Source organism: Cypionkella sp. (assembly GCF_028290025.1).
In the GTDB taxonomy this organism is placed as follows: Bacteria; Pseudomonadota; Alphaproteobacteria; order Rhodobacterales; family Rhodobacteraceae; genus Cypionkella.
Map to the genome: position 1 here is coordinate 1 of NZ_JAQGKQ010000066.1, position 18,404 is coordinate 18,404.

Below are 18,404 nucleotides of genomic sequence, written 5' to 3' on the forward strand. Positions count from 1 at the left end.
CTGTATAGCTGCCGGAAAGCCCGGTCGCCCCCACGATCAACGCGACGTTTTGTGTGCTCATGGTCTAAGACTTCCAATTCCGAGTGTGGCTGCGCCAAGCGTGGCAAAGCAGTTCAGCAAGACCCGCTTGGTCAGGCTCAACTGCAATGCGGTGTTTCTCGCTTTCTACCCGCAGCCTGACTACGCATCAACCCAGTCCCTCCGCTTACGCTGAAATTGGGCGTCCTGACGGCTTAAACCATCGACCAAATCAAGCCGGCGCAAACGCATATTTCAGCGCGAGCGAACAACCAAAACTACAGATGATGAAGGGGATAAAGGTGAGAGGCTGACAACGACCCAAGCGGGGCTCGTTACGGCTGCTTCCTTCCGGACCTGACCGGGTTGGCGAGGCGCTTACCCGCGCCAACCTCTCAACTCACGATATAAGGCTGCGCAATCGGATTCGCAAGGCTTAGCGCAACACAACGCCAAGGCTTAGGATCGACCGCCCGCAAGCCCGTGCAGGAAGCTGATTGCCGATTTCAACATGCTGTCCATCCACAGCCGGGCCGCATCCACCGACGCCACATAGACCTGCAATGCGCCTGCCGCCGCTGGAAATTGCAGTGCCAATTTCGGGGCCATCACATAGGTCACCAAAATAATCACTGCGAGCACCAGCACCAGCGCGAACCCCGAACGGAAACTGGATCTCTTTGCCGCATCATCCCCGATGGTTTGCGAAACGACGCCAGCTCCGCCCGCTCGTTTTTCGCTGCTGGCGCGCAGGGTCGAGTTGATTTCTTCGATCTCCGGCAGCATTTCACGCCGGGTCTGCGGTTTGCTTGCGACCTCTGGCTCACCCTTTAACCGAGCCAGTCGCCGCGCCGCAGCCCCCGCGAGGCCCGGAGAGTCTAAGCCCAAATCCGGTTGGCTTTCGATCACTGGCGTCTCCCGCAGCGGAGCTTCGGACTTGCGCGCCTGAACCTCACGCTCGGCTTCTTCGCGCAACACCGCCAGCACGCTCTCGTCAATGCTGCGCTGCATGGGTTCACGGCCGGGCGGCGGCGCTACCGCCTCATTGTCGGTTTCGGGCGGCGGCGGGCTATCTGATAGGTCCGGCTCCGCGTCACTATCGGGTACATCCAAGGCCGCAACTGGCGGTGGCGCATCAAACAGCGCTTCTTCCGCTGCCATCTCGGCCTCTTGCTCGGGTGGCAACTGAAACCACGCATGGCCGCAGTTCGAGCATTGCACATCGCGCCCGCCATCCGGAATGGCTGTCGCATCTACCTCATATTCCGCATCGCAATTTGGGCAAACTAGACGCATTTTTGGGGTCCGGAGTCATTTCTGATTGGCAGGCTGAGAACTTGTAGCAATGAAGCCGACATTCTGGAAGCCTTTGTGGCAAAACTTGGACCGAAGTGATTGAATCCGTTGCCACCTTGGGCAATGGTGCAACGCAATACGACCCAAACAGGATGAAACCCGGTGATCGCCTTCGACAATGTGGCCTACAGCTACGGTGGGGGCGAATTACTGTCCGATATTTCGCTGCGGCTTACCCCCGGTTCCTTCCACTTTTTGACCGGCCCATCAGGGGCTGGCAAATCGACGTTTCTGAAACTCTGCTATGGAGAACTGCTGCCCAGCGCCGGTCGCATCAGCTTGTTCGACCGTGAGGTGCGCTCGCTAAGCCGCGATGACATTGCGCTGACCCGGCGCCGCATCGGCATGGTGCAGCAAGATTGCCAATTCCTCGATCATCTGCCGTTGGCCGCCAACGTGGCTTTGCCGCTGACGGTTGCGGGCAAAACCTCAACCCCGCAGGATTTGACCGATCTGCTCGGTTGGGTTGGCTTGGGGCAGTTGGCCGATGCCAAACCGCCTGCGCTGTCGGGGGGTGAGCGTCAACGCGCGGCTTTGGCGCGGGCCATTATCATTGGGCCAGATGTTGTGCTGGCAGACGAGCCCACGGGTAACCTTGATTGGGAAATGTCGCTGCGGCTGCTGACCCTGCTGGTCGAGTTGAACCGGATGGGTAAGACCGTGCTGATCGCCACGCATGATCTGAACCTGATCCGGCAGGCCAAAGCCCAAGTCGCCGCGCGCGTGCTGCGGATTTCCAAGCGCCGGGTGCAACTCGCCGGGGCCGATCTATGAGCCTGATGTCGCTGATCGTGCCAGACCGGCGCGCAGACCGGCAAGCCGACCGTGTGGTGCCGCCGTCTGGCCACACCGCATGGCTGACCTCGTTCACAGCGGGCGCTATGGCGTTTCTCGCGGTGTTCGCGCTGGCATTATCGCTGGCGGCAGGACGCTTGGCAGATCGCTGGTCAGATGCGCTGGAACGCACCGCCACCGTGCGGCTCTCTGCGCCCGAAGATCAGATGCAACTGCAAACCGATGCGGTGTTGGCGATCCTGTCCACGACTCCCGGTATCGCCACCGCCCGCGCCATGACCGATGCCGAGCAGCGCGCATTGTTGGAACCGTGGTTTGGCCCTGACCTGCCGATCGACGCGCTGCCCTTGCCGCGTTTGATCGAACTCACCGAAACCGGCTCAGGCTATGACGGCGAAGGTCTGCGCCAACGTCTAGCCGCCGAAGCCCCCGGAGCGGTGCTCGATGATCACACCCGTTGGCGCAGACCGCTCGCCGTGGCTGCGGGACGGCTCCGCCTGTTGGGTCTCCTCTCAATCGGTCTGATCGGCACCGCCACCGCCGCGATGATCACCCTTGCTGCCAGTGCAGCCCTCGCCGCCAATGCGCAGGTGGTGCGGGTGCTGCGCCAAGTCGGTGCGCGCGACGCCTATATCGCCCGCGCCTTCGTGCGCCGTTTCACTTTGCGCGCCCTGACCGGAGCTGCTGCGGGCACCTTAGTCGGCATGATCGGCGTGGCCCTGCTGCCTTCGACCGATACGGCAGGCGGTTTCCTGACCGGACTTGGCTTTCAGGGCCTAAGCTGGCTTTATCCCTTGGTGCTGCCGCCGCTGATGGCCGTGGTAGCGTTTATCGCCACCCGCGCCGCCGCGTTTCGCAAACTGAGGGAGCTCACCTGATGCCCAGACCGATCACATCAGGCCCGATCCAATGGCTGCTGTCGCTGATCTTCATCGTGCAGATGTATCTGTCAATGCTGGTGCTCGGCATCGTCTATTTGCCCTACGCCCTGCTTAATCGCGACGGCGCTGTCGCCGCCTGCCATGCCTTCTGCGCTTGGGTGCGGTTTAGCCTGCGCATCATCTGCGGCCTGCGCACCGAAATTCGCGGCGAGGTGCCTCAGGGCGAGGTGCTGATCGCGCCCAAGCACCAAAGTTTTCTCGACATCATCCTGATCTACGGTGCCCTGCCCCGCGCCAAATTCATCATGAAAGCCGAACTCCGCTTCGCGCCGATCCTTGGTTGGTACGCCTTGCGCATCGGCTGCGTTCCGGTCAATCGCGGCAAACGCGGCGTTGCAATCACCCAAATGATGGCGGAGGTGAAATCTGGCCTCGCCCGTCCCGGCCAGTTGATCATCTATCCCCAAGGCACCCGCGTCGCACCCGGCGAAGCGCTGCCCTATAAAATCGGCACCGCAGCACTTTACAGCCAGTTGGGTCAACCCTGCGTGCCGGTTGGCACCAATGTCGGCCTGTTCTGGCCAAAGCGCGGTATTCTGCGGCACCGAGGTCTAGGCGTGGTCGATTTTCTGCCAGCCATCCCGCCGGGTCTGTCCAACACCGCGTTCATGTCGCTGCTAGAGGCGCAGGTGGAAGCCTCGTCAAACGCCCTGATGCAAGAGGCTGGCTATCCATGAGCACCTCGACCGCCACGATAGAGCATATGCTCGACACCATCCCGCTGACGCTTACCGTCAAGAAAATGTTCGGCGAATACGCGCTTTACCTCGACGGCATCGTCGTCGCCTTCATCTGCGATGACACGTTGTTCATCAAACCCACCCCCGGCGCAAACGCCATTCTGCCCGAAGCCGAGCGTGGCCCCGCCTACCCCGGCAGCAAAGATTATATCATCGGCTCCGAAGCCCTTGATGATCCTGACCTCTGCGCCCGCGCTCTGCGCGCCGTGGCCGCTGACGCACCGCCGCCAAAACCGAAAAAGCCAAAAGCGGTGAAGGCGAATAAAGCCGCGAAAACGGCCAAATAATCCGTCTCGCTAGCGCTTGGCAAGCGTGCCAAAAACCCAATCCCACAGTGGCGTAGTCACGCCAAAATTGTGTTGAAGATCACGGTGATGCACCGCATGTAGCCGGATGAGACGGCGCAACCAAGCCCGCCCGCCGCTGCCCTTATTGTGCACGATGTAATGCACGCCGACATAGGCCAGATATCCGATCAGCACCCCCGCTGTCAGCGCCGCCGCCCACGCAGTGCGCATCAGCAAGGTCAGCGGCCAATACAGCAGCACATAAAACACCAGTACCGTCACCAGAGTCGGCGTACCGTGCAAATCACGCGGCGCTTGGTGATGCGCCATATGGATCGGCTGCAATAACGGCGCATGGTGGAAGGCAAAGCGGTGGATCAGATATTCTGAAAGGCTCCAGACCAATAGGCCCAGCGCAATTAAGATGAAAGATTCCGCTCCACCGCCGGGCGCAAATGCCCAAAACAGGCAGAGCAAAATCAGTGGCGGATACACCAAAAAATCCAGAAAAAACGCCCACGCAGGCATTTCCGAAGTGAACATCTGCAAAAACTTCGCACGAGCTTTGCGGGCGCTTTGCCAGAACGGATGGGTCTGCGTCGCGTTAGGGTCCATAACTGCCGCCTGCCTTCATGCCGATGGCTCTGCGGGACGCATCGGCTGTCATGACGCTGTTACTCTTGCAGAGATCAGATGAAAAATCCAGCCCGCCGCGTCAGATCGCATTTTGGCGGCACAGCGGCCGAAGCCCGCGCTAAAACGGGCCCGAGTCGTGTTCCGCAATGGCGTCGTCAATAAAGCCTGCGGGATCAGCTGTGAAAGCTTGATACAACTTGAAATGACGCGTCTGCCGATAGTCGGTTGGGGCGATACCGGCTTTGCTGATTTCCAACACCTGCGCTTCCGGCAGCGCCATCAGCAGCGGCGAATGGGTTGCCATTATCACCTGAGCGCGACCCTCGGCCTGAATGCGGCTCAAAATACGCAAAAGCTGTAACTGCCGCTTCGGCGACAGCGCAGATTCCGGTTCGTCGAGAAAATAGATGCCCTGCCGCGACAACCGTTCCTCAAAAAAACGCAGGAACCCCTCACCATGGCTTTCCGACAGATAATCCGGCGGCGGGCCACCGTCATCCCGGGCCGCTTCGTCGAGATAGCGCGCCACACTAAAGAAAGACTCCGCCTTGAAAAACCAACCGTTGGTGACTTTCGGCAACCAAGCCGCCCGCAACGCCTCGCCCAGCGCGCCGCCACTGGTATCAATCGCATCCGAGTGATCGACGGGGCGATAGCCCTTACCGCCGCCCGCCTCGTCATACCCGCTCAACGCCGCAATCGCCTCGATAAGCGTGGATTTTCCAGTGCCGTTTTCGCCGACGATGATGGTGATGGCGGCCGTGAAATTTAGCTCAAACCCCGGATCGGTCAGCCAGGGCAGGTTGAACGGATATTGCGTTCGCCCTGCCATCCGCTCGGGCAACAGGCTGATACGTTTCAGGAACGGCGGCGGCAGACTGGTTCCGGTGCGTTTGCGGCTCATGGTGGTGACCTTGCTGGCTCCGTTAATGCATGGTGCAGCAAGTGTTAATGCATCGTTAACCTGCGACCGTAAGCCATTGATTCTATTTAATCGCCATCAGTGCCCACACGTGGACACCTAAATTAGGCCGCCAAACCCTTAGTGCCCATATCAAGAAACTTCTGCCGCCGATCCCTGATCAAAGCCTCAGGTTTCTTACCCGACAGCTCTTTCAGCATGGTTTCAATCGCCTTGCCGACCGCCTCGATGGTCTCTTTCTTGCCGCGCTGCGCCCCGCCCAGCGGCTCTTTCACGATGCGGTCAATCACGCCCAGTTTCTGCAAATCCTGCGCCGTCAGCCGCAAAGCCTCTGCCGCCTCCCGCATCTTCTCGGCATCTTTCCAAAGAATCGACGCGCAGCCTTCCGGGCTGATCACCGAGTAAACCGAATGCTCCAGCATCGCGATCCGGTTCGCCGTAGCAAACGCCACCGCCCCGCCAGACCCACCCTCACCGATGATAACCGAGATCAACGGCACGCCAATCTCCAGACATTTCGCGGTTGATCGCGCAATCGCCTCAGCCTGCCCACGTTCTTCCGCACCCTTGCCCGGATAAGCGCCGGGAGTGTCGATCAGCGTGATGACCGGCAGACGAAACCGATGCGCCATATCCATCAACCGGACAGCTTTGCGGTAGCCCTCAGGCCGCGCCATGCCAAAGTTGCGCTCAATCCGCGACTTGGTGTCGTTGCCCTTCTCGTGCCCGATCACCATCACCGGTGTGTCGTTGAACCGTGCAAGCCCGCCCATCACCGCGTGATCATCCGAGAACCCCCGGTCGCCCGCCAGCGGGGTATATTCTTGAAACAATACCTCAATGTAGTCTTTGGAATGAGGCCGCTCGGGATGCCGTGCCACCTGACATTTCCGCCAAGGCGTCAGATCCTTATACAGATCCTTCAGCAACTGATCCGCCTTGCGGTCCAACTGCTCGGCCTCTCTGGTGACATCCATTCCCGTATTAGTCCGCGCCATCGCGCGAAGCTCCTCCGCCTTGCCTTCAATTTCGGCCAAAGGCTTCTCGAATTCGAGGTAGTTCATCGAGCACTCCATCTCGGGCAAGGCTTCCTATATGGCCGGGCAACGCAGAAAATGCAACCGACGAGGCACATCCAAGCGCAGCCCCGCACATTCGCAAGATTTGCGATAGTCTGGCATGGCATCAGGGCGATGCAAGCAAGGACGGATAGAATGGCCAACAACTACGAGACCAGAATGATCCGCGTGTTGGATTACATCCACGACAACCCCGCCGGGGATCTCAGCTTGGATGCGATGGCCGATGTCGCCGCGTTGTCGCGGTTTCACTTTCACCGCGTGTTTCATGCGCTGATGGGTGAGACCGCCTCGCAAGCCGTGCGGCGGATGCGGATGTATCGCGCCGCTGTGGCTTTGGTGCAGACAAAAGCGCCTTTGGCCAAGATTGCCCGCGCCGTCGGCTATCCGAACCTTGCTTCCTTCACCCGCAGCTTTGCCGACAGCTATGGTGTGCCCCCGGCCACCTTCCGCGCCAAAGGCGAGTTGCGACCCTTACTGCCTTTATTCAGAACAGGAGAGCCTTTGATGTATGATGTTGAAATCCGCCAAGAACCCACCCGCAGACTGGCCGCAATGCCGCATAGGGGCGCTTACACCGACATTGGCCGTGCCTTTGAAAAGGGCGGCGCTGTGCTTGCCGCGCGCAAATTGCTCGGCGCTTGTGGCGGCATGGTGGGTGTATATTACGACGACCCTTCGGCGGTGGCCGTGGCCGATCTGTCCAGCCATGCGGGCTTTGAAATTGCGTCAGGTGCAATCGAAGACCCGCTAGAGGAGGTTCATCTACCAAACGGTCGCCATGCAGTGCTGCGCTTCAAGGGCCCCTATTCCGGCCTGCCCGCTGCTTACGATCAGCTCTACCGCAACTGGCTGCCGCAATCAGGCGAAACCCCCGCAGATAGCCCGGTGTTTGAGGTTTATCTCAATACCCCGATGGACACAGCGCCGGAAGAATTGTTGACCGATATCTGCCTACCGCTGGCTTAGATCCAGGCGTAACACTCTGTCAAAAACAGCACAGCCCCGTGGGTTTACCACGGGGCGTGCATCCTCCCGTTGATGCGGCATCGGGCCTCCTCTCCCTTTGCCGCGCGGGTAGCTTGGGGCATACTGTCGCATGCCGTTGGGTCACACTGGCGACACATTTACAACGAGTCAACAAATCTTTTTGGCGCAAATATATTAGGCGGTAGCGATCATTTCCGCCTGCTTTACGATCACTTCCGCCTGCTTAATCGAAGCAATATCGACCAAACGCCCCTTAAAAACCGCAGCACCCTCCCCGCGTGCCTTCGCATCCGCCATCGCTGCAAGAATCTCACGCGCCTCTGCCACCGCGGCGTCTGATGGAGTGAACACTTCGTTCGCCAGCGCCACTTGCTTGGGGTGTATGGCCCACTTGCCCACCATGCCCAAAGTTGCTGCTCGGCGGGCTTGGGCCCGGAAACCCTCATCGTCGCTGAAATCGCCAAACGGCCCGTCCACTGGCAGAATGCCATGCGTACGACAAGCAGCCACAATAGCCACTTGCGCCCAATGCCAAGGATCGGACCAATGCCGCACGCCATCGTGCAACATGTAGTAATTTTCCTGCGTCCCGCCGATGCCGGTGGTCTGCATTCCCATGCTGGCAGCAAAATCCGCAGCCCCGAGGCTCATCGCCTGCAAACGAGGCGAAGATGCCGCGATTTCCTCGACATGCGCGATACCTGCGGCCGATTCGATGATCACCTCAAACGCAACCGGCTTGGAGCGGCCCTTGGCCCGCTCAATCGCAGTGACCAGCGCATCAACGGCATAAACATCCGCCGCACAGCCGACCTTGGGGATCATAATCATGTCCAACCGGTCGCTGCATTGCTCCAACAGATCAACCACGTCGCGATACCAATAGGGCGTATCCAGCCCATTGATCCGCACCGAGAGAGTTTTCTTGCCCCAATCCAGCGTATTGATTGCCTCAATCGTATTGGCGCGAGCTTGGTCTTTGTCAGTCGGCGCGACCGAATCTTCCAGATCAATGTTGATCACATCCGCCGCCGACGCCGCCATTTTGGCAAACAGAGCGGTGCGCGAACCCGGGCCGAACAATTGACAGCGATTGGGCCGCGCCGGGGGGCTGGGTTGCAGACGGAAGGACATGGCGACCTCGCAAGTATATTTCCAAAATAATTGGCTTTGAGGTATATTGTTGCGCAATCCCCCACAAGCCTCATTCGCACTCGCAGCAATATCGCACTACGATGCCGAAACCCGCCTTCGCCGCATCATGCCGCCCTCATCGCACAGTGATCTTGACGACCCGCCGCTTCTGTCTCAAACCCCTCACAGCCCTGCACGCTTTGAACGCAGGCATTCACCCGCCCGGCGCGGATTTGTGGGGACACGACATGACCAGAACGGTTTACCTCAACGGCGACTATCTCCCCGAGGCTGAGGCGAAGATCTCCATCTTCGACCGTGGCTTCCTCATGGCCGATGGGGTTTATGAAGTCACCTCAGTGCTGGACGGCAAGCTGATCGACTTTGGCGGCCATTGCATCCGTCTTGCCCGCAGCCTGTCGGAGCTGGAAATGCAAAACCCGCATACCGACACTGAATGGCTGGCGATCCACCGCGAGTTGGTCGCCTTGAACGAAATCGGCGATGGCATGGTCTATCTACAAGTCACCCGTGGCAACCCCGGCGACCGCGATTTCGCCTATCCTTCCGATGATATAACTCCAACGGTGGTGCTGTTCACCCAAGCCAAACCGGGGCTGGCCGACAATCCCGCAGCCAAGATCGGCTTCAAAGTTATCTCAATCCCCGATATCCGCTGGGGGCGTCGGGATATTAAAACCGTGCAGCTGCTGTATCCCTCGATGGGCAAGATGGCCGCCAAGAAAGCCGGAGTTGATGACAGTTGGTTTGTCGAAGATGGCTTGGTGACCGAAGGCACCTCGAACAACGCCTATATCGTCAAGGGCAACAAGATCATCACCCGTCAGCTTTCCTCGGACATTCTGCACGGCATAACCCGCTCGGCGGTGCTGCGTTTTGCGGTTGAGGCGCAGATGGAAGTCGAAGAACGCGCGTTCTCGATTGCTGAGGCCCAAGCGGCCGACGAAGCATTCATCACCTCGGCCTCGGCATTCGTGATGCCGGTGGTAGAGATTGACGGCGCGGCAATCGGCACGGGCAAACCCGGCCATATCGTCGCCCGTCTGCGTGAGATTTATCTCGACGAAATGCGCAAGGCAGCAGTCTGATATTTGGCCGGGCTTACAACCCGGCCAAAACTTCCGTCAAAATCGGTGCGAGCCGACTTGCCCACGCCACCTGTTCCGCCTCGCTGCCGATCAGATCATTCCGCAGCTCGATCAATGTGTTATGCCGTCCCGGTTGCAAGGCATGCATATCAATCGCATCGCCCGGAAGATGGCCCGCATAAGGTTCATTGTCGCCAATACACAGATCGGTTTCAGCCAAAAGCCGCGCGATCAGTGGCTTGGAAAACCGCTCATCCAAGTGACTATAGAGCACGCCAACATGCCAAGGCCGCACCGCGCGTCCCTTCAGGCATGGCGTGAACGAATGGATCGCCAAAATCACCGTGTCCGCCTGCCGTGCCGCCAGCCGCGCATAGGCGGCGTGATAGGGGCGATACAGCGTCTCCAGCCGCCGCTCTGTTTCCACCGCGCCAACATGCCGATTGGCCGGGATGATTGTGCCGTCATACAGCTTCATCACCAGCGTCGGATCATCCTCGCCACGGTTCGGATCAATCACCAGCCGAGAGAAGTCCGAGCAAATCACCGGGCTGTCCAGCGCCACGCCCAAGGCCCGCGCCAAACCAGCAGCGCCCACATCATAGGCGATGTGGCGCGCCATATCGGCATCACTGATCCCCAGGCTGCCGCCCAGATCATCCGGCACCCGATTGGTTGCGTGATCGCAAGTGACCAACCAGCGCCCCGGCCTATTCTCGCCCGAAATCGAAAAAGCCATGCTATTCCCGTCACAAATCATCAACGTCTTCTGTTTATGCTACCGCTACCAAAACCGCCAGTTGCCCCGCGCGTCGGTTTGTTCCATAAGACGCACGGCCCACCACGAAAAATATATGCGACGAAAAGGAACAAGGCATGAGACGCCTTCGGAACGTAAAGATCGTGGCCACTCTGGGCCCGTCCTCCAGCGACTATAAAATGATCCGCGCGCTGTTTGAGGCAGGGGCCGACGTGTTCCGCTTGAACATGAGCCATGGCAGCCATGCCGAACAGGCCGCTCGCCACGCCATCATCCGGCAGGTAGAGTCTGACACTGGCCGCCCAATCGCCATTCTAGCCGACCTTCAGGGGCCAAAACTCCGTGTTGGCGTATTCGCCAATCCCGCGGGTGAGACACTGGTAGAGGGTGCAGATTTCCGCATGGACCTGAGCAGCGCCCCCGGTGACGCCGTGCGTGTGCAACTGCCGCATCCTGAGATTTTCGCCGCATTAGAGCCAGGTGCAAGCCTGCTGGTCAACGATGGCAAAATCCGCGTTCGGGTTAAAACTTGCGGCAAAGACTTCGCCAACTGTGTGGTTGAAGTCGGTGGTGTAATTTCCAACCGTAAGGGCGTCAACGTTCCTGACGTGGTGCTACCGCTGGCCGCGCTGTCCGCGAAAGACCGTGAAGATCTGGAATTTGCCTGCGAACTTGGCGTCGATTGGCTGGCATTGTCGTTCGTGCAGCGGCCTGAAGACGTGATTGAGGCTCGGCAACTGGCGCGCGGTCGTGCGGCTATTATGTCGAAGATCGAAAAGCCTGCCGCCGTGAAAGCCTATGACGCGATACTGCAGGTCTCGGATGGCATCATGGTTGCACGTGGCGATCTGGGCGTTGAACTGCCCGTCACGTCGGTGCCGCCGATCCAAAAACGCCTCGTGCGTGGTGCGCGTGCGGCCGCGAAGCCGGTGATCGTTGCAACCCAAATGCTCGAATCGATGATCGAAGCCCCGGTGCCAACGCGGGCCGAAGTCTCGGACGTTGCCACCGCGATCTATGAGGGTGCGGATGCTGTGATGCTTTCGGCCGAATCGGCTGCGGGCAAGTATCCGATTGAAGCTGTCACCACGATGAATAACGTCGCGATGTCGGTAGAAAAAGACCCGACCTATCGTCAGGTCATCGAAGCGTCACGACAAGTGCGCCGCGAAACCACCGCAGACGGCATCGTCGCCGCCGCGCGTGAGATCGCCGAGGCCACCAACATCAAGGCGATTGCGTGTTTTAGCCAGACCGGCACCACCGCCGCACTGGTTTCGCGCGAACGCCCGCAGGTGCCGATCTTGGCGCTGACGCCGCTGATGTCCACCGCGCGCCGCATGTCGCTGACATGGGGTCTTCACTGCGCCATCACCCCGCCGCAAGACCGCTTCAAGGGCGCCGTTTTGGCCGCAGTCAAGATTGCGCGCGAAGACGATTTCGCTGCGGTCGAAGACATGATCGTCGTCACCGCTGGCGTGCCGTTTAACGTCAAAGGCACTACCAATATCTTGCGCGTCGCGCCTTGCGACGAAAGGTTGATTTCTTTCAGCGAGCCAGAGTAACCTGAACGCGGGCCTGTGTTGGTCCGCTTTCAAAGGTAGTCGGTATGAGCAATGATCAATTTCTTGTAGTTGGCATCATTATCTGCGCTTTGGCTATTCCCTCGCTGCTGGCGGCTTTTTCCGAAAGCCGCCCGCCGCGCGCTGGGGCCATCATGGTGCTTATTGGCGGTGTACTCCTAGTGATTGCAATGACGCAAAAGCCCGGCGGCTACAGGTTCGACCAGATCCCGCATATCTTCGTGCAGGTCTTTGCAGACGTGATCAAATAACCTTGCCATAGCGGCTTAGGCAATATTAGGGCGCATTGCCCCTTGCACCCTGCCCTTAGCCCGCCTATAGCACCTACTCGAATATCCCGCGAGACCGGCCTACGTGGCATGCCGAGTCCCGCCTGAAACCACGGAGATGGAAATGCCCAAGATGAAGACCAAGTCGGCGGCGAAGAAGCGTTTCAGCTTCACGGCCTCCGGTCGGGTGAAAGCTGGCGTCGCCGGCAAACGCCACGGCATGATCAAACGCACGACGAAATTCATTCGTGACGCGACTGGCACTATGTTGCTTAGCCCGTCCGACGCGAAAATCGTCAAGAAATACATGCCCTACGACCGGTAAGGAGAGCACCCGATGTCCCGCGTTAAATCCGGCGTAGTTACGCACGCCCGCCACCGCAAGGTGATCAAGAAGGCGGCTGGCTATTACGCCGCCCGTTCCACGAACTTCCGCACCGCTACGCAAGCCGTTGATAAGGCTCAACAGTATGCAACGCGCGACCGTAAGAACCGCAAGCGTAACTTCCGCGCTTTGTGGATCCAACGGATCAACGCCGCAGTGCGCCTGTTTGATGTAGAGTTCACCTATTCGCGTTTCATCAACGGTCTGGCGAAAGCCGGTATCGAAGTGGACCGTAAAGTTCTGGCCGACCTCGCAGTGCACGAGCCCGAAGCGTTCAACGCTATCGCAGCACAAGCCAAGGCAGCTTTGGCGTAAGCTAAGCCACACAGATATTACTGCAAAAACCCCGCCATAGTGCGGGGTTTTTGTTATTTATGCCGCTGCCCTTATCATGAACCGCGCACCCAACGGGCATTTCCACGCCTCGACTCGACAATCTCGCGTCTGCCACGCGAATACGGTTGTGGTAATCGGCCGAAGCAGGCAAAATTATCGTATAGTTGTGTAGTTGAAAGGGTTTGCCGTGTATATTGGCCGAGAAATGTATGCGGCTCAGACGGACCTCGTCCTTCAACGCGACCTGTTCAAAAAATCGGTTAAGCGGATCGAGGTTGAGACGCATTCCTACTGCAACCGACGTTGTGATTACTGCCCGAACGTTATTGGCGACAGGTTGGGGCCAAACGTTCACATTCAGCAAACCATCTATGATCGGCTGCTGTCTGGCTTGGCCGAGGTTGATTTCGAACATGCTTTCGTTCTGAACAGCTATAACGAGCCGCTTTATGATCGCGCCATTTTAGATCGCATTGCCGAGGCGCGCCGTGCTCTGCCGAAAGCTCGGTTGATGATATACACCAACGGCGATTACCTGACCCCGGAATACGTCAACGACCTGGCCGATGCGGGGCTGAATTACCTGCATGTCTCAATCCATACGCAGCGCGGCGATGTTTATGATGATCGCTATGTGCTGAACCGGATCTCCGAAATTGCCCACCGCACCCGGTTGCAAGTCAAGTATAGCTCGGTCAATCCCGGCTCGATCATCGTCGCGAAATTTGCCACGCCACGACTGGAGATGGAAACTCGCGCCATCAATTTTACCAAACACGGCAATGATCGCGGCGGGCTGCTGCCCGACCTGTCGCCGGAAAAAGTCCGCACCGATCCCTGCACTTTTGTGTTTTCGCACCTGCATATGGGATTCAACGGCAATGTCGTTCCCTGCTGCCATATCCGCAGCGATCGTCCCGAGCATGCCAAGAATGTCATCGGCAACCTTGGCCGGTCTGCCTCAATTTTCGATATCTTCTTTTCCGAAAAGGCCGCCGCTTGGCGTCGCGGTTTGGTGCATAATGGTCCAAAATCCGGCCCCTGCGCCACTTGCACGGCTGGCAGCGGGATGAACGATCCGAAATGGCGCGATAAAATGCAGAGCGTCTATCAACGCTATGTTGCCCCTCAGCAGGTCGCCAGCGCCCTCGCCTAAGTCGTCAACCCTTGCATTCTCAAGTCCGCGCCGCTAGCACAAACCGCACGAATACCGGAGACTGCTATGGACGCCGCTGACACGCTGAAAACCAAATACCTGACCGCAGTTGCCAACGTGGCGGACGAAGCGGGCTTGGAAGATCTGCGCGTAGCGGCCCTTGGCAAAAAGGGTGAGATTTCGGCGCTGATGGCTGGCTTAGGCAAGATGGAGCCCGACCAGCGCAAGGCTACAGGCGCGATGCTAAACGTGCTGAAGGATGAGATTGATGCCGCTTTGCGCGCCAAAAAGGTCGCGTTAGGTGATGCCGCGCTGAATGAGCGCCTGCGTTCCGAATGGCTTGACGTGACGCTTCCGGGTCGTCCGCGCCGCCAAGGAAGCATCCATCCTGTCAGCCAAGTGATGGAAGAACTCACCGCGATCTTTGCAGATATGGGTTTTGCCGTCGCCGAAGGCCCGCAGGTCGAATCCGATTGGTACAACTTCGACGCGCTGAACATCCCGCCCGAACACCCGGCGCGTCAGGAACACGACACGTTCTTCATGAACCGGGCCGAGGGCGACACCCGCCCCCTGCACGTTCTGCGCACCCATACCTCCCCGGTGCAAATCCGCGCGATGGCAGCCCAAGGCGCGCCGATCCGGGTGATTGCCCCCGGCCGTGTTTACCGCATGGATATGGATCAAACTCATACCCCGATGTTTCACCAAGTCGAGGGCCTCGCCATCGACCGCAACATCAGCATGGCCAACCTGAAATGGGTGCTCGAAGAGTTCTGCCGCGCCTTTTTTGAAGTACCCTCGGTCGAACTCCGCTTCCGCGCCAGCCACTTCCCGTTCACCGAACCCTCGGCCGAGGTCGATATCCGCTGCTCTTGGGAGGGTGGTCAGCTGAAAATCGGCCAAGGCGACAAATGGATGGAAATCTTAGGCTCCGGCATGGTTCACCCCAAAGTGTTGTCAGCGGCTGGCGTTAACCCGGATGAATGGCAGGGCTTCGCCTTCGGCATGGGTATCGACCGCATTGCCATGCTGAAATACGGCATTCCCGACCTGCGCGCTTTCTTCGAAAGCGATCTGCGCTGGCTGCGTCACTACGGTTTTGCGGCTTTGGATATGCCCGATCTGGCTGGTGGCCTAAGCGCGTAGACCTACGGCGCTGGCCCGGCGATCGCAGCCGTCAGCTCCGCAAACTCATGCGTAACAGTCATGTATAGCACCGTCGTCATCCCCAGCAGCAAGCACAACTTGCTGACGTTCAATCGCTTACGGTTCTTTGGAATTTCAAACATCGGATCCATCCCGGCGGTATAGCTGAACATTTGCAGAACATTATGGCGGCCACGACGCCGATTCAGCGACAACCCGTTTCCCAACAGGAAACCACCGCCACGCGCCCGCCCCATTCCCGCCTTCCCCTTTCCCGCCCAATGCGCTAATCCCGCAGGCGACAAATCCCGAAGGGCCAAGCCATGAAATTCACACTGTCCTGGTTGAAAGATCACCTCGAAACCGCGTCGCCGCTCGACGACATTCTCTACGCCCTCACCGATCTGGGGCTAGAGGTGGAAGAAGTGGTGAATCCGTTGGCCAAGCTTGCGCCCTTTACCATTGCCAAAGTTCTGCAGGCCGAAAAGCACCCCGATGCGGACAAGTTGCAAGTCTGCCGCGTGCTGACGGATGAGGGCGAAAAGCAGATCGTTTGCGGCGCACCCAACGCGCGCGCGGGCATCACTGTGGTGCTGTGCAAACCCGGCGATTATGTCCCCGGCATCGACGTCACGCTGGGCATCGGCAAGATTCGCGGCGTTGAATCACATGGCATGATGGCCTCCGAACGCGAATTGGAACTGTCCGACGAACATAACGGCATCATCGAACTCTCCTCGGGTGAGGTTGGCCAGAAATTCACCGATTGGCTGGCCATTAACCGCCCCGGCCTCGCTGACCCGATGATCCATGTCAAAGTCACTCCGAACCGCCCTGATGCTTTGGGTGTGCGCGGCATCGCGCGCGATCTGGCCGCACGCGGTCTCGGTGTCCTTAAACCGCTGCCGATCCCCACGATCAAAGGCGGCTTCGCAAGTCCGGTGCAGGTTGAGGTTACCGCCGATCTAAAAGCCAAGGGCTGCCCGCATTTCGCAGGCCGGACCATTCGCGGCGTGACAAATGGCCCCTCGCCGGAATGGCTGGCGAACCGCCTGAAAGCCATCGGTCTGCGTCCAATCTCGGCGCTGGTCGATATCACCAACTACTTCACTTTCGGGCTGAACCGCCCGCTGCATGTGTTCGATGCGGCGAAAGTCCATGGCAAACTCCGCGTTCATGCCACTGAGGGTGGCGAGCATTTCTTGGCGCTCGACGGTAAAACCTATACCCTGCGCGCTGGCCAAATGGCAATTTCCGACGATCAAGGCATTGAATCGCTTGCCGGAGTGATGGGCGGCGAGGCCTCTGGCTGTACGCCTGAAACCACCGAAGTTTTCGTCGAATCGGCTTGGTGGGATCCGATCACCATCGCCGCCACAGGTCGCGCGCTAAAAATCAACACCGACGCGCGCTATCGGTTTGAGCGTGGCGTTGACCCCGCGTTCACCCTGCCCGGCCTCGATCTTGCAACGCAAATGATCCTTGAACTCTGCGGCGGCGAAGCCAGCGACATTGCCGAAGACGGTGCGCCGATTGACACCACGCGGGCATATCAATTGAAGCCCGCGCGGGTGATCAGCCTCGTTGGCATGGACATTCCCGAAGCCGAACAACGCCTGACGCTGCAAGCGCTCGGCTTCACCCTGAACGGCGATATGGCGACGCCGCCGTCTTGGCGCCCAGACGTGCTGGGTGAGGCTGACCTGATCGAGGAAGTCGCCCGCATCGCCTCGCTCTCCAAACTGCAAGGCAAGCCGTTGCCCCGCGCCATACCCGGCGTGCCGCGCCCGATCCTGACCCCATTGCAGACCCGCGAGCGCACCGCCCGCCGCACCATCGCGGCGTTGGGTTATAACGAATGCGTCACCTATAGTTTCATCGACCAAACCGCCGCGACCCTGTTCGGCGGCGGCACAGATGTGGTGAAAGTCGACAATCCGATCTCGTCGGAAATGTCGCATCTGCGTCCCGATCTGCTCCCCGGTCTTCTCCGTGCAGCCGCCCGCAACCAAGCCCGTGGCTTTGCCGATATGGCACTGTTTGAGGTCGGCCCAGCCTTCCAAGGTGGCGAACCCGGTGAGCAGCATCTGCAAGCCGCCGGTCTGCTGATCGGCTTCAGCACACCGCGTGCCCCCCACAGCACCCGCCGTCCCGTCGATGTGTTCGATGCCAAAGCCGATGCCGAGGCGGTCTTGTCCGCCATCGGCGCACCTGCGCGCGCGCAGATCAACCGCAAAGTCGCCGCTTGGTGGCATCCCGGGCGGTCCGGCATGATTGGCCTTGGGCCGAATATGATGGCAAGCTTCGGAGAGGTTCACCCGAAAGTTCTGGCCGAGATGGGTGTCAAAGGCCCCGCCGTCGCCTTCACGATCCTGCTCGCCAACGTGCCGATGCCGAAAGTCAAAACCCCGACCAAACCAGCGCTCGCGCTGTCTGATCTGCAAGCCGTCGAGCGCGACTTCGCCTTCGTCGTCGATAAGGGTGTCGAGGCTTTGACAGCGGTGAACGCCGCCGTCGGTGCCGACAAAGTGCTGATTGAAAGTGTGCGGGTGTTCGACCAGTTCACTGGCGACAAGGCTGAGACTCAAATGGGCGCTGGCAAAAAGAGCATCGCTTTGACAGTGCGTTTGCAGCCCATCGACAAAACCCTGACCGAAGCCGATATTGAGGCGGTTTCCAACAAGATCATCGAAAAGGTCAGCAAAGCGACGGGCGGCGGCCTGCGCGGCTAAGCAACAGGGTGCGGGGCGTTAACCACC

General features: G+C 59.2%; 20 protein-coding genes and 1 other RNA gene. 13 read left to right on the forward strand and 8 right to left on the reverse strand.

Annotated elements, in window-relative coordinates; genetic code table 11:
* Nucleotides 1-318 precede the first annotated feature (318 nt).
* Nucleotides 319-416, reverse strand: an RNA gene (gene ffs, locus JWS10_RS10850) — signal recognition particle sRNA small type.
* Nucleotides 417-477: 61 nt separating this feature from the next.
* Nucleotides 478-1,314, reverse strand: coding sequence for a zinc-ribbon domain-containing protein (locus JWS10_RS10855; protein ID WP_299507268.1), 837 nt, complete (start codon nucleotides 1,312-1,314; stop codon nucleotides 478-480).
* A 162-nt stretch (nucleotides 1,315-1,476) separates the two neighbouring features.
* Between JWS10_RS10855 and JWS10_RS10860 the strand changes: the two genes are divergently transcribed.
* Genes JWS10_RS10860 through JWS10_RS10875 form a run of 4 tightly spaced genes read left to right on the forward strand, consistent with a single transcriptional unit; the run spans nucleotide 1,477 to nucleotide 4,137 of the window.
* Nucleotides 1,477-2,148 carry an ATP-binding cassette domain-containing protein gene (locus JWS10_RS10860; RefSeq protein ID WP_299481521.1) on the forward strand — a complete coding sequence of 224 codons (672 nt, stop codon included), beginning with the start codon at nucleotides 1,477-1,479 and terminating at the stop codon, nucleotides 2,146-2,148.
* Nucleotides 2,145-3,047 (forward strand): cell division protein FtsX, encoded by a 903-nt coding sequence (locus tag JWS10_RS10865; protein WP_299507270.1) that lies wholly within the window; start codon nucleotides 2,145-2,147, stop codon nucleotides 3,045-3,047. Before JWS10_RS10860 ends, JWS10_RS10865 begins: the two co-directional genes overlap by 4 nt.
* Nucleotides 3,047-3,787, forward strand: a complete 741-nt coding sequence (locus JWS10_RS10870; RefSeq protein ID WP_299507272.1) for a 1-acyl-sn-glycerol-3-phosphate acyltransferase — start codon at nucleotides 3,047-3,049, stop codon at nucleotides 3,785-3,787. The genes JWS10_RS10865 and JWS10_RS10870 overlap by 1 nt, the downstream gene beginning before the upstream one ends.
* Nucleotides 3,784-4,137: a TfoX/Sxy family protein gene (locus JWS10_RS10875; protein ID WP_299481512.1), complete on the forward strand. Its 354-nt coding sequence runs from the start codon at nucleotides 3,784-3,786 to the stop codon at nucleotides 4,135-4,137. The genes JWS10_RS10870 and JWS10_RS10875 overlap by 4 nt, the downstream gene beginning before the upstream one ends.
* A gap of 9 nt (nucleotides 4,138-4,146) precedes the next feature.
* Here the strand turns inward: JWS10_RS10875 and JWS10_RS10880 are convergent, their stop codons facing one another.
* The 3 genes from JWS10_RS10880 to JWS10_RS10890 all read right to left on the reverse strand — a co-directional run bounded on the left by JWS10_RS10880 (nucleotide 4,147) and on the right by JWS10_RS10890 (nucleotide 6,759).
* Entirely contained in the window at nucleotides 4,147-4,752 is a 606-nt protein-coding gene (locus tag JWS10_RS10880) for a sterol desaturase family protein (protein ID WP_299507273.1), read from the reverse strand.
* Between the two features lie 139 nt (nucleotides 4,753-4,891).
* Complete coding sequence (locus JWS10_RS10885; RefSeq protein ID WP_299507276.1) at nucleotides 4,892-5,677, reverse strand: AAA family ATPase; 786 nt, start codon at nucleotides 5,675-5,677, stop codon at nucleotides 4,892-4,894.
* Between the two features lie 122 nt (nucleotides 5,678-5,799).
* Nucleotides 5,800-6,759 carry an acetyl-CoA carboxylase carboxyltransferase subunit alpha gene (locus JWS10_RS10890; RefSeq protein WP_299481505.1) on the reverse strand — a complete coding sequence of 320 codons (960 nt, stop codon included), beginning with the start codon at nucleotides 6,757-6,759 and terminating at the stop codon, nucleotides 5,800-5,802.
* Nucleotides 6,760-6,909: 150 nt separating this feature from the next.
* On the opposite strand from JWS10_RS10890, the gene JWS10_RS10895 reads away from it, so the two are divergent.
* Nucleotides 6,910-7,743, forward strand: coding sequence for a GyrI-like domain-containing protein (locus JWS10_RS10895; RefSeq protein WP_299507278.1), 834 nt, complete (start codon nucleotides 6,910-6,912; stop codon nucleotides 7,741-7,743).
* A gap of 195 nt (nucleotides 7,744-7,938) precedes the next feature.
* On the opposite strand, the gene JWS10_RS10900 is transcribed toward JWS10_RS10895, so the two are convergent.
* Nucleotides 7,939-8,898 (reverse strand): L-malyl-CoA/beta-methylmalyl-CoA lyase, encoded by a 960-nt coding sequence (locus tag JWS10_RS10900; RefSeq protein WP_299507280.1) that lies wholly within the window; start codon nucleotides 8,896-8,898, stop codon nucleotides 7,939-7,941.
* A gap of 248 nt (nucleotides 8,899-9,146) precedes the next feature.
* Between JWS10_RS10900 and JWS10_RS10905 the strand changes: the two genes are divergently transcribed.
* On the forward strand, nucleotides 9,147-10,007 hold the full coding sequence (locus tag JWS10_RS10905; protein WP_299507282.1) for a D-amino-acid transaminase: 861 nt from the start codon (nucleotides 9,147-9,149) through the stop codon (nucleotides 10,005-10,007).
* A gap of 13 nt (nucleotides 10,008-10,020) precedes the next feature.
* On the opposite strand, the gene JWS10_RS10910 is transcribed toward JWS10_RS10905, so the two are convergent.
* Nucleotides 10,021-10,746 (reverse strand): N-formylglutamate amidohydrolase, encoded by a 726-nt coding sequence (locus tag JWS10_RS10910; RefSeq protein WP_299507285.1) that lies wholly within the window; start codon nucleotides 10,744-10,746, stop codon nucleotides 10,021-10,023.
* Nucleotides 10,747-10,883: 137 nt separating this feature from the next.
* Between JWS10_RS10910 and pyk the strand changes: the two genes are divergently transcribed.
* The 6 genes from pyk (at nucleotide 10,884) to pheS (ending at nucleotide 15,645) form a co-directional block, all read left to right on the forward strand.
* Complete coding sequence (pyk, locus tag JWS10_RS10915; RefSeq protein ID WP_299507287.1) at nucleotides 10,884-12,332, forward strand: pyruvate kinase; 1,449 nt, start codon at nucleotides 10,884-10,886, stop codon at nucleotides 12,330-12,332.
* Between the two features lie 44 nt (nucleotides 12,333-12,376).
* A complete protein-coding gene (locus tag JWS10_RS10920; RefSeq protein ID WP_299478744.1) occupies nucleotides 12,377-12,601 on the forward strand; it encodes a hypothetical protein in 225 nt (74 codons plus the stop codon).
* 142 nt (nucleotides 12,602-12,743) lie between these two features.
* The gene (gene rpmI, locus JWS10_RS10925; protein ID WP_299478741.1) at nucleotides 12,744-12,944 is read left to right on the forward strand and encodes a 50S ribosomal protein L35; all 201 of its coding nucleotides are present in this window, start codon (nucleotides 12,744-12,746) and stop codon (nucleotides 12,942-12,944) included.
* Nucleotides 12,945-12,956: 12 nt separating this feature from the next.
* Nucleotides 12,957-13,319: a 50S ribosomal protein L20 gene (gene rplT / locus JWS10_RS10930; RefSeq protein WP_299478738.1), complete on the forward strand. Its 363-nt coding sequence runs from the start codon at nucleotides 12,957-12,959 to the stop codon at nucleotides 13,317-13,319.
* Nucleotides 13,320-13,527: 208 nt separating this feature from the next.
* Nucleotides 13,528-14,496: a radical SAM/SPASM domain-containing protein gene (locus JWS10_RS10935; protein ID WP_299507290.1), complete on the forward strand. Its 969-nt coding sequence runs from the start codon at nucleotides 13,528-13,530 to the stop codon at nucleotides 14,494-14,496.
* A 66-nt stretch (nucleotides 14,497-14,562) separates the two neighbouring features.
* Nucleotides 14,563-15,645: a phenylalanine--tRNA ligase subunit alpha gene (gene pheS, locus JWS10_RS10940; protein WP_299507292.1), complete on the forward strand. Its 1,083-nt coding sequence runs from the start codon at nucleotides 14,563-14,565 to the stop codon at nucleotides 15,643-15,645.
* A gap of 2 nt (nucleotides 15,646-15,647) precedes the next feature.
* On the opposite strand, the gene JWS10_RS10945 is transcribed toward pheS, so the two are convergent.
* Nucleotides 15,648-15,902: a hypothetical protein gene (locus JWS10_RS10945; RefSeq protein ID WP_299507294.1), complete on the reverse strand. Its 255-nt coding sequence runs from the start codon at nucleotides 15,900-15,902 to the stop codon at nucleotides 15,648-15,650.
* A 66-nt stretch (nucleotides 15,903-15,968) separates the two neighbouring features.
* On the opposite strand from JWS10_RS10945, the gene pheT reads away from it, so the two are divergent.
* The gene (gene pheT / locus JWS10_RS10950; protein ID WP_299507296.1) at nucleotides 15,969-18,377 is read left to right on the forward strand and encodes a phenylalanine--tRNA ligase subunit beta; all 2,409 of its coding nucleotides are present in this window, start codon (nucleotides 15,969-15,971) and stop codon (nucleotides 18,375-18,377) included.
* The last annotated feature ends 27 nt before the right edge of the window (nucleotides 18,378-18,404 follow it).

Bases quoted from the DNA above. Each gene is read 5' to 3' on its own strand.
- JWS10_RS10875 (WP_299481512.1), top strand. From the start codon at position 3,784: ATGAGCACCTCGACCGCCACGATAGAGCATATGCTCGACACCATCCCG.
- JWS10_RS10855 (WP_299507268.1), bottom strand. From the start codon at position 1,314: ATGCGTCTAGTTTGCCCAAATTGCGATGCGGAATATGAGGTAGATGCG.
- JWS10_RS10895 (WP_299507278.1), top strand. From the start codon at position 6,910: ATGGCCAACAACTACGAGACCAGAATGATCCGCGTGTTGGATTACATC.
- JWS10_RS10905 (WP_299507282.1), top strand. From the start codon at position 9,147: ATGACCAGAACGGTTTACCTCAACGGCGACTATCTCCCCGAGGCTGAG.
- JWS10_RS10945 (WP_299507294.1), bottom strand. From the start codon at position 15,902: ATGGGGCGGGCGCGTGGCGGTGGTTTCCTGTTGGGAAACGGGTTGTCG.
- pheT (WP_299507296.1), top strand. From the start codon at position 15,969: ATGAAATTCACACTGTCCTGGTTGAAAGATCACCTCGAAACCGCGTCG.
- JWS10_RS10890 (WP_299481505.1), bottom strand. From the start codon at position 6,759: ATGAACTACCTCGAATTCGAGAAGCCTTTGGCCGAAATTGAAGGCAAG.
- JWS10_RS10910 (WP_299507285.1), bottom strand. From the start codon at position 10,746: ATGGCTTTTTCGATTTCGGGCGAGAATAGGCCGGGGCGCTGGTTGGTC.
- JWS10_RS10865 (WP_299507270.1), top strand. From the start codon at position 2,145: ATGAGCCTGATGTCGCTGATCGTGCCAGACCGGCGCGCAGACCGGCAA.
- JWS10_RS10920 (WP_299478744.1), top strand. From the start codon at position 12,377: ATGAGCAATGATCAATTTCTTGTAGTTGGCATCATTATCTGCGCTTTG.
- rplT (WP_299478738.1), top strand. From the start codon at position 12,957: ATGTCCCGCGTTAAATCCGGCGTAGTTACGCACGCCCGCCACCGCAAG.
- JWS10_RS10900 (WP_299507280.1), bottom strand. From the start codon at position 8,898: ATGTCCTTCCGTCTGCAACCCAGCCCCCCGGCGCGGCCCAATCGCTGT.
- JWS10_RS10870 (WP_299507272.1), top strand. From the start codon at position 3,047: ATGCCCAGACCGATCACATCAGGCCCGATCCAATGGCTGCTGTCGCTG.
- rpmI (WP_299478741.1), top strand. From the start codon at position 12,744: ATGCCCAAGATGAAGACCAAGTCGGCGGCGAAGAAGCGTTTCAGCTTC.
- pheS (WP_299507292.1), top strand. From the start codon at position 14,563: ATGGACGCCGCTGACACGCTGAAAACCAAATACCTGACCGCAGTTGCC.
- JWS10_RS10880 (WP_299507273.1), bottom strand. From the start codon at position 4,752: ATGGACCCTAACGCGACGCAGACCCATCCGTTCTGGCAAAGCGCCCGC.
- JWS10_RS10885 (WP_299507276.1), bottom strand. From the start codon at position 5,677: ATGAGCCGCAAACGCACCGGAACCAGTCTGCCGCCGCCGTTCCTGAAA.
- pyk (WP_299507287.1), top strand. From the start codon at position 10,884: ATGAGACGCCTTCGGAACGTAAAGATCGTGGCCACTCTGGGCCCGTCC.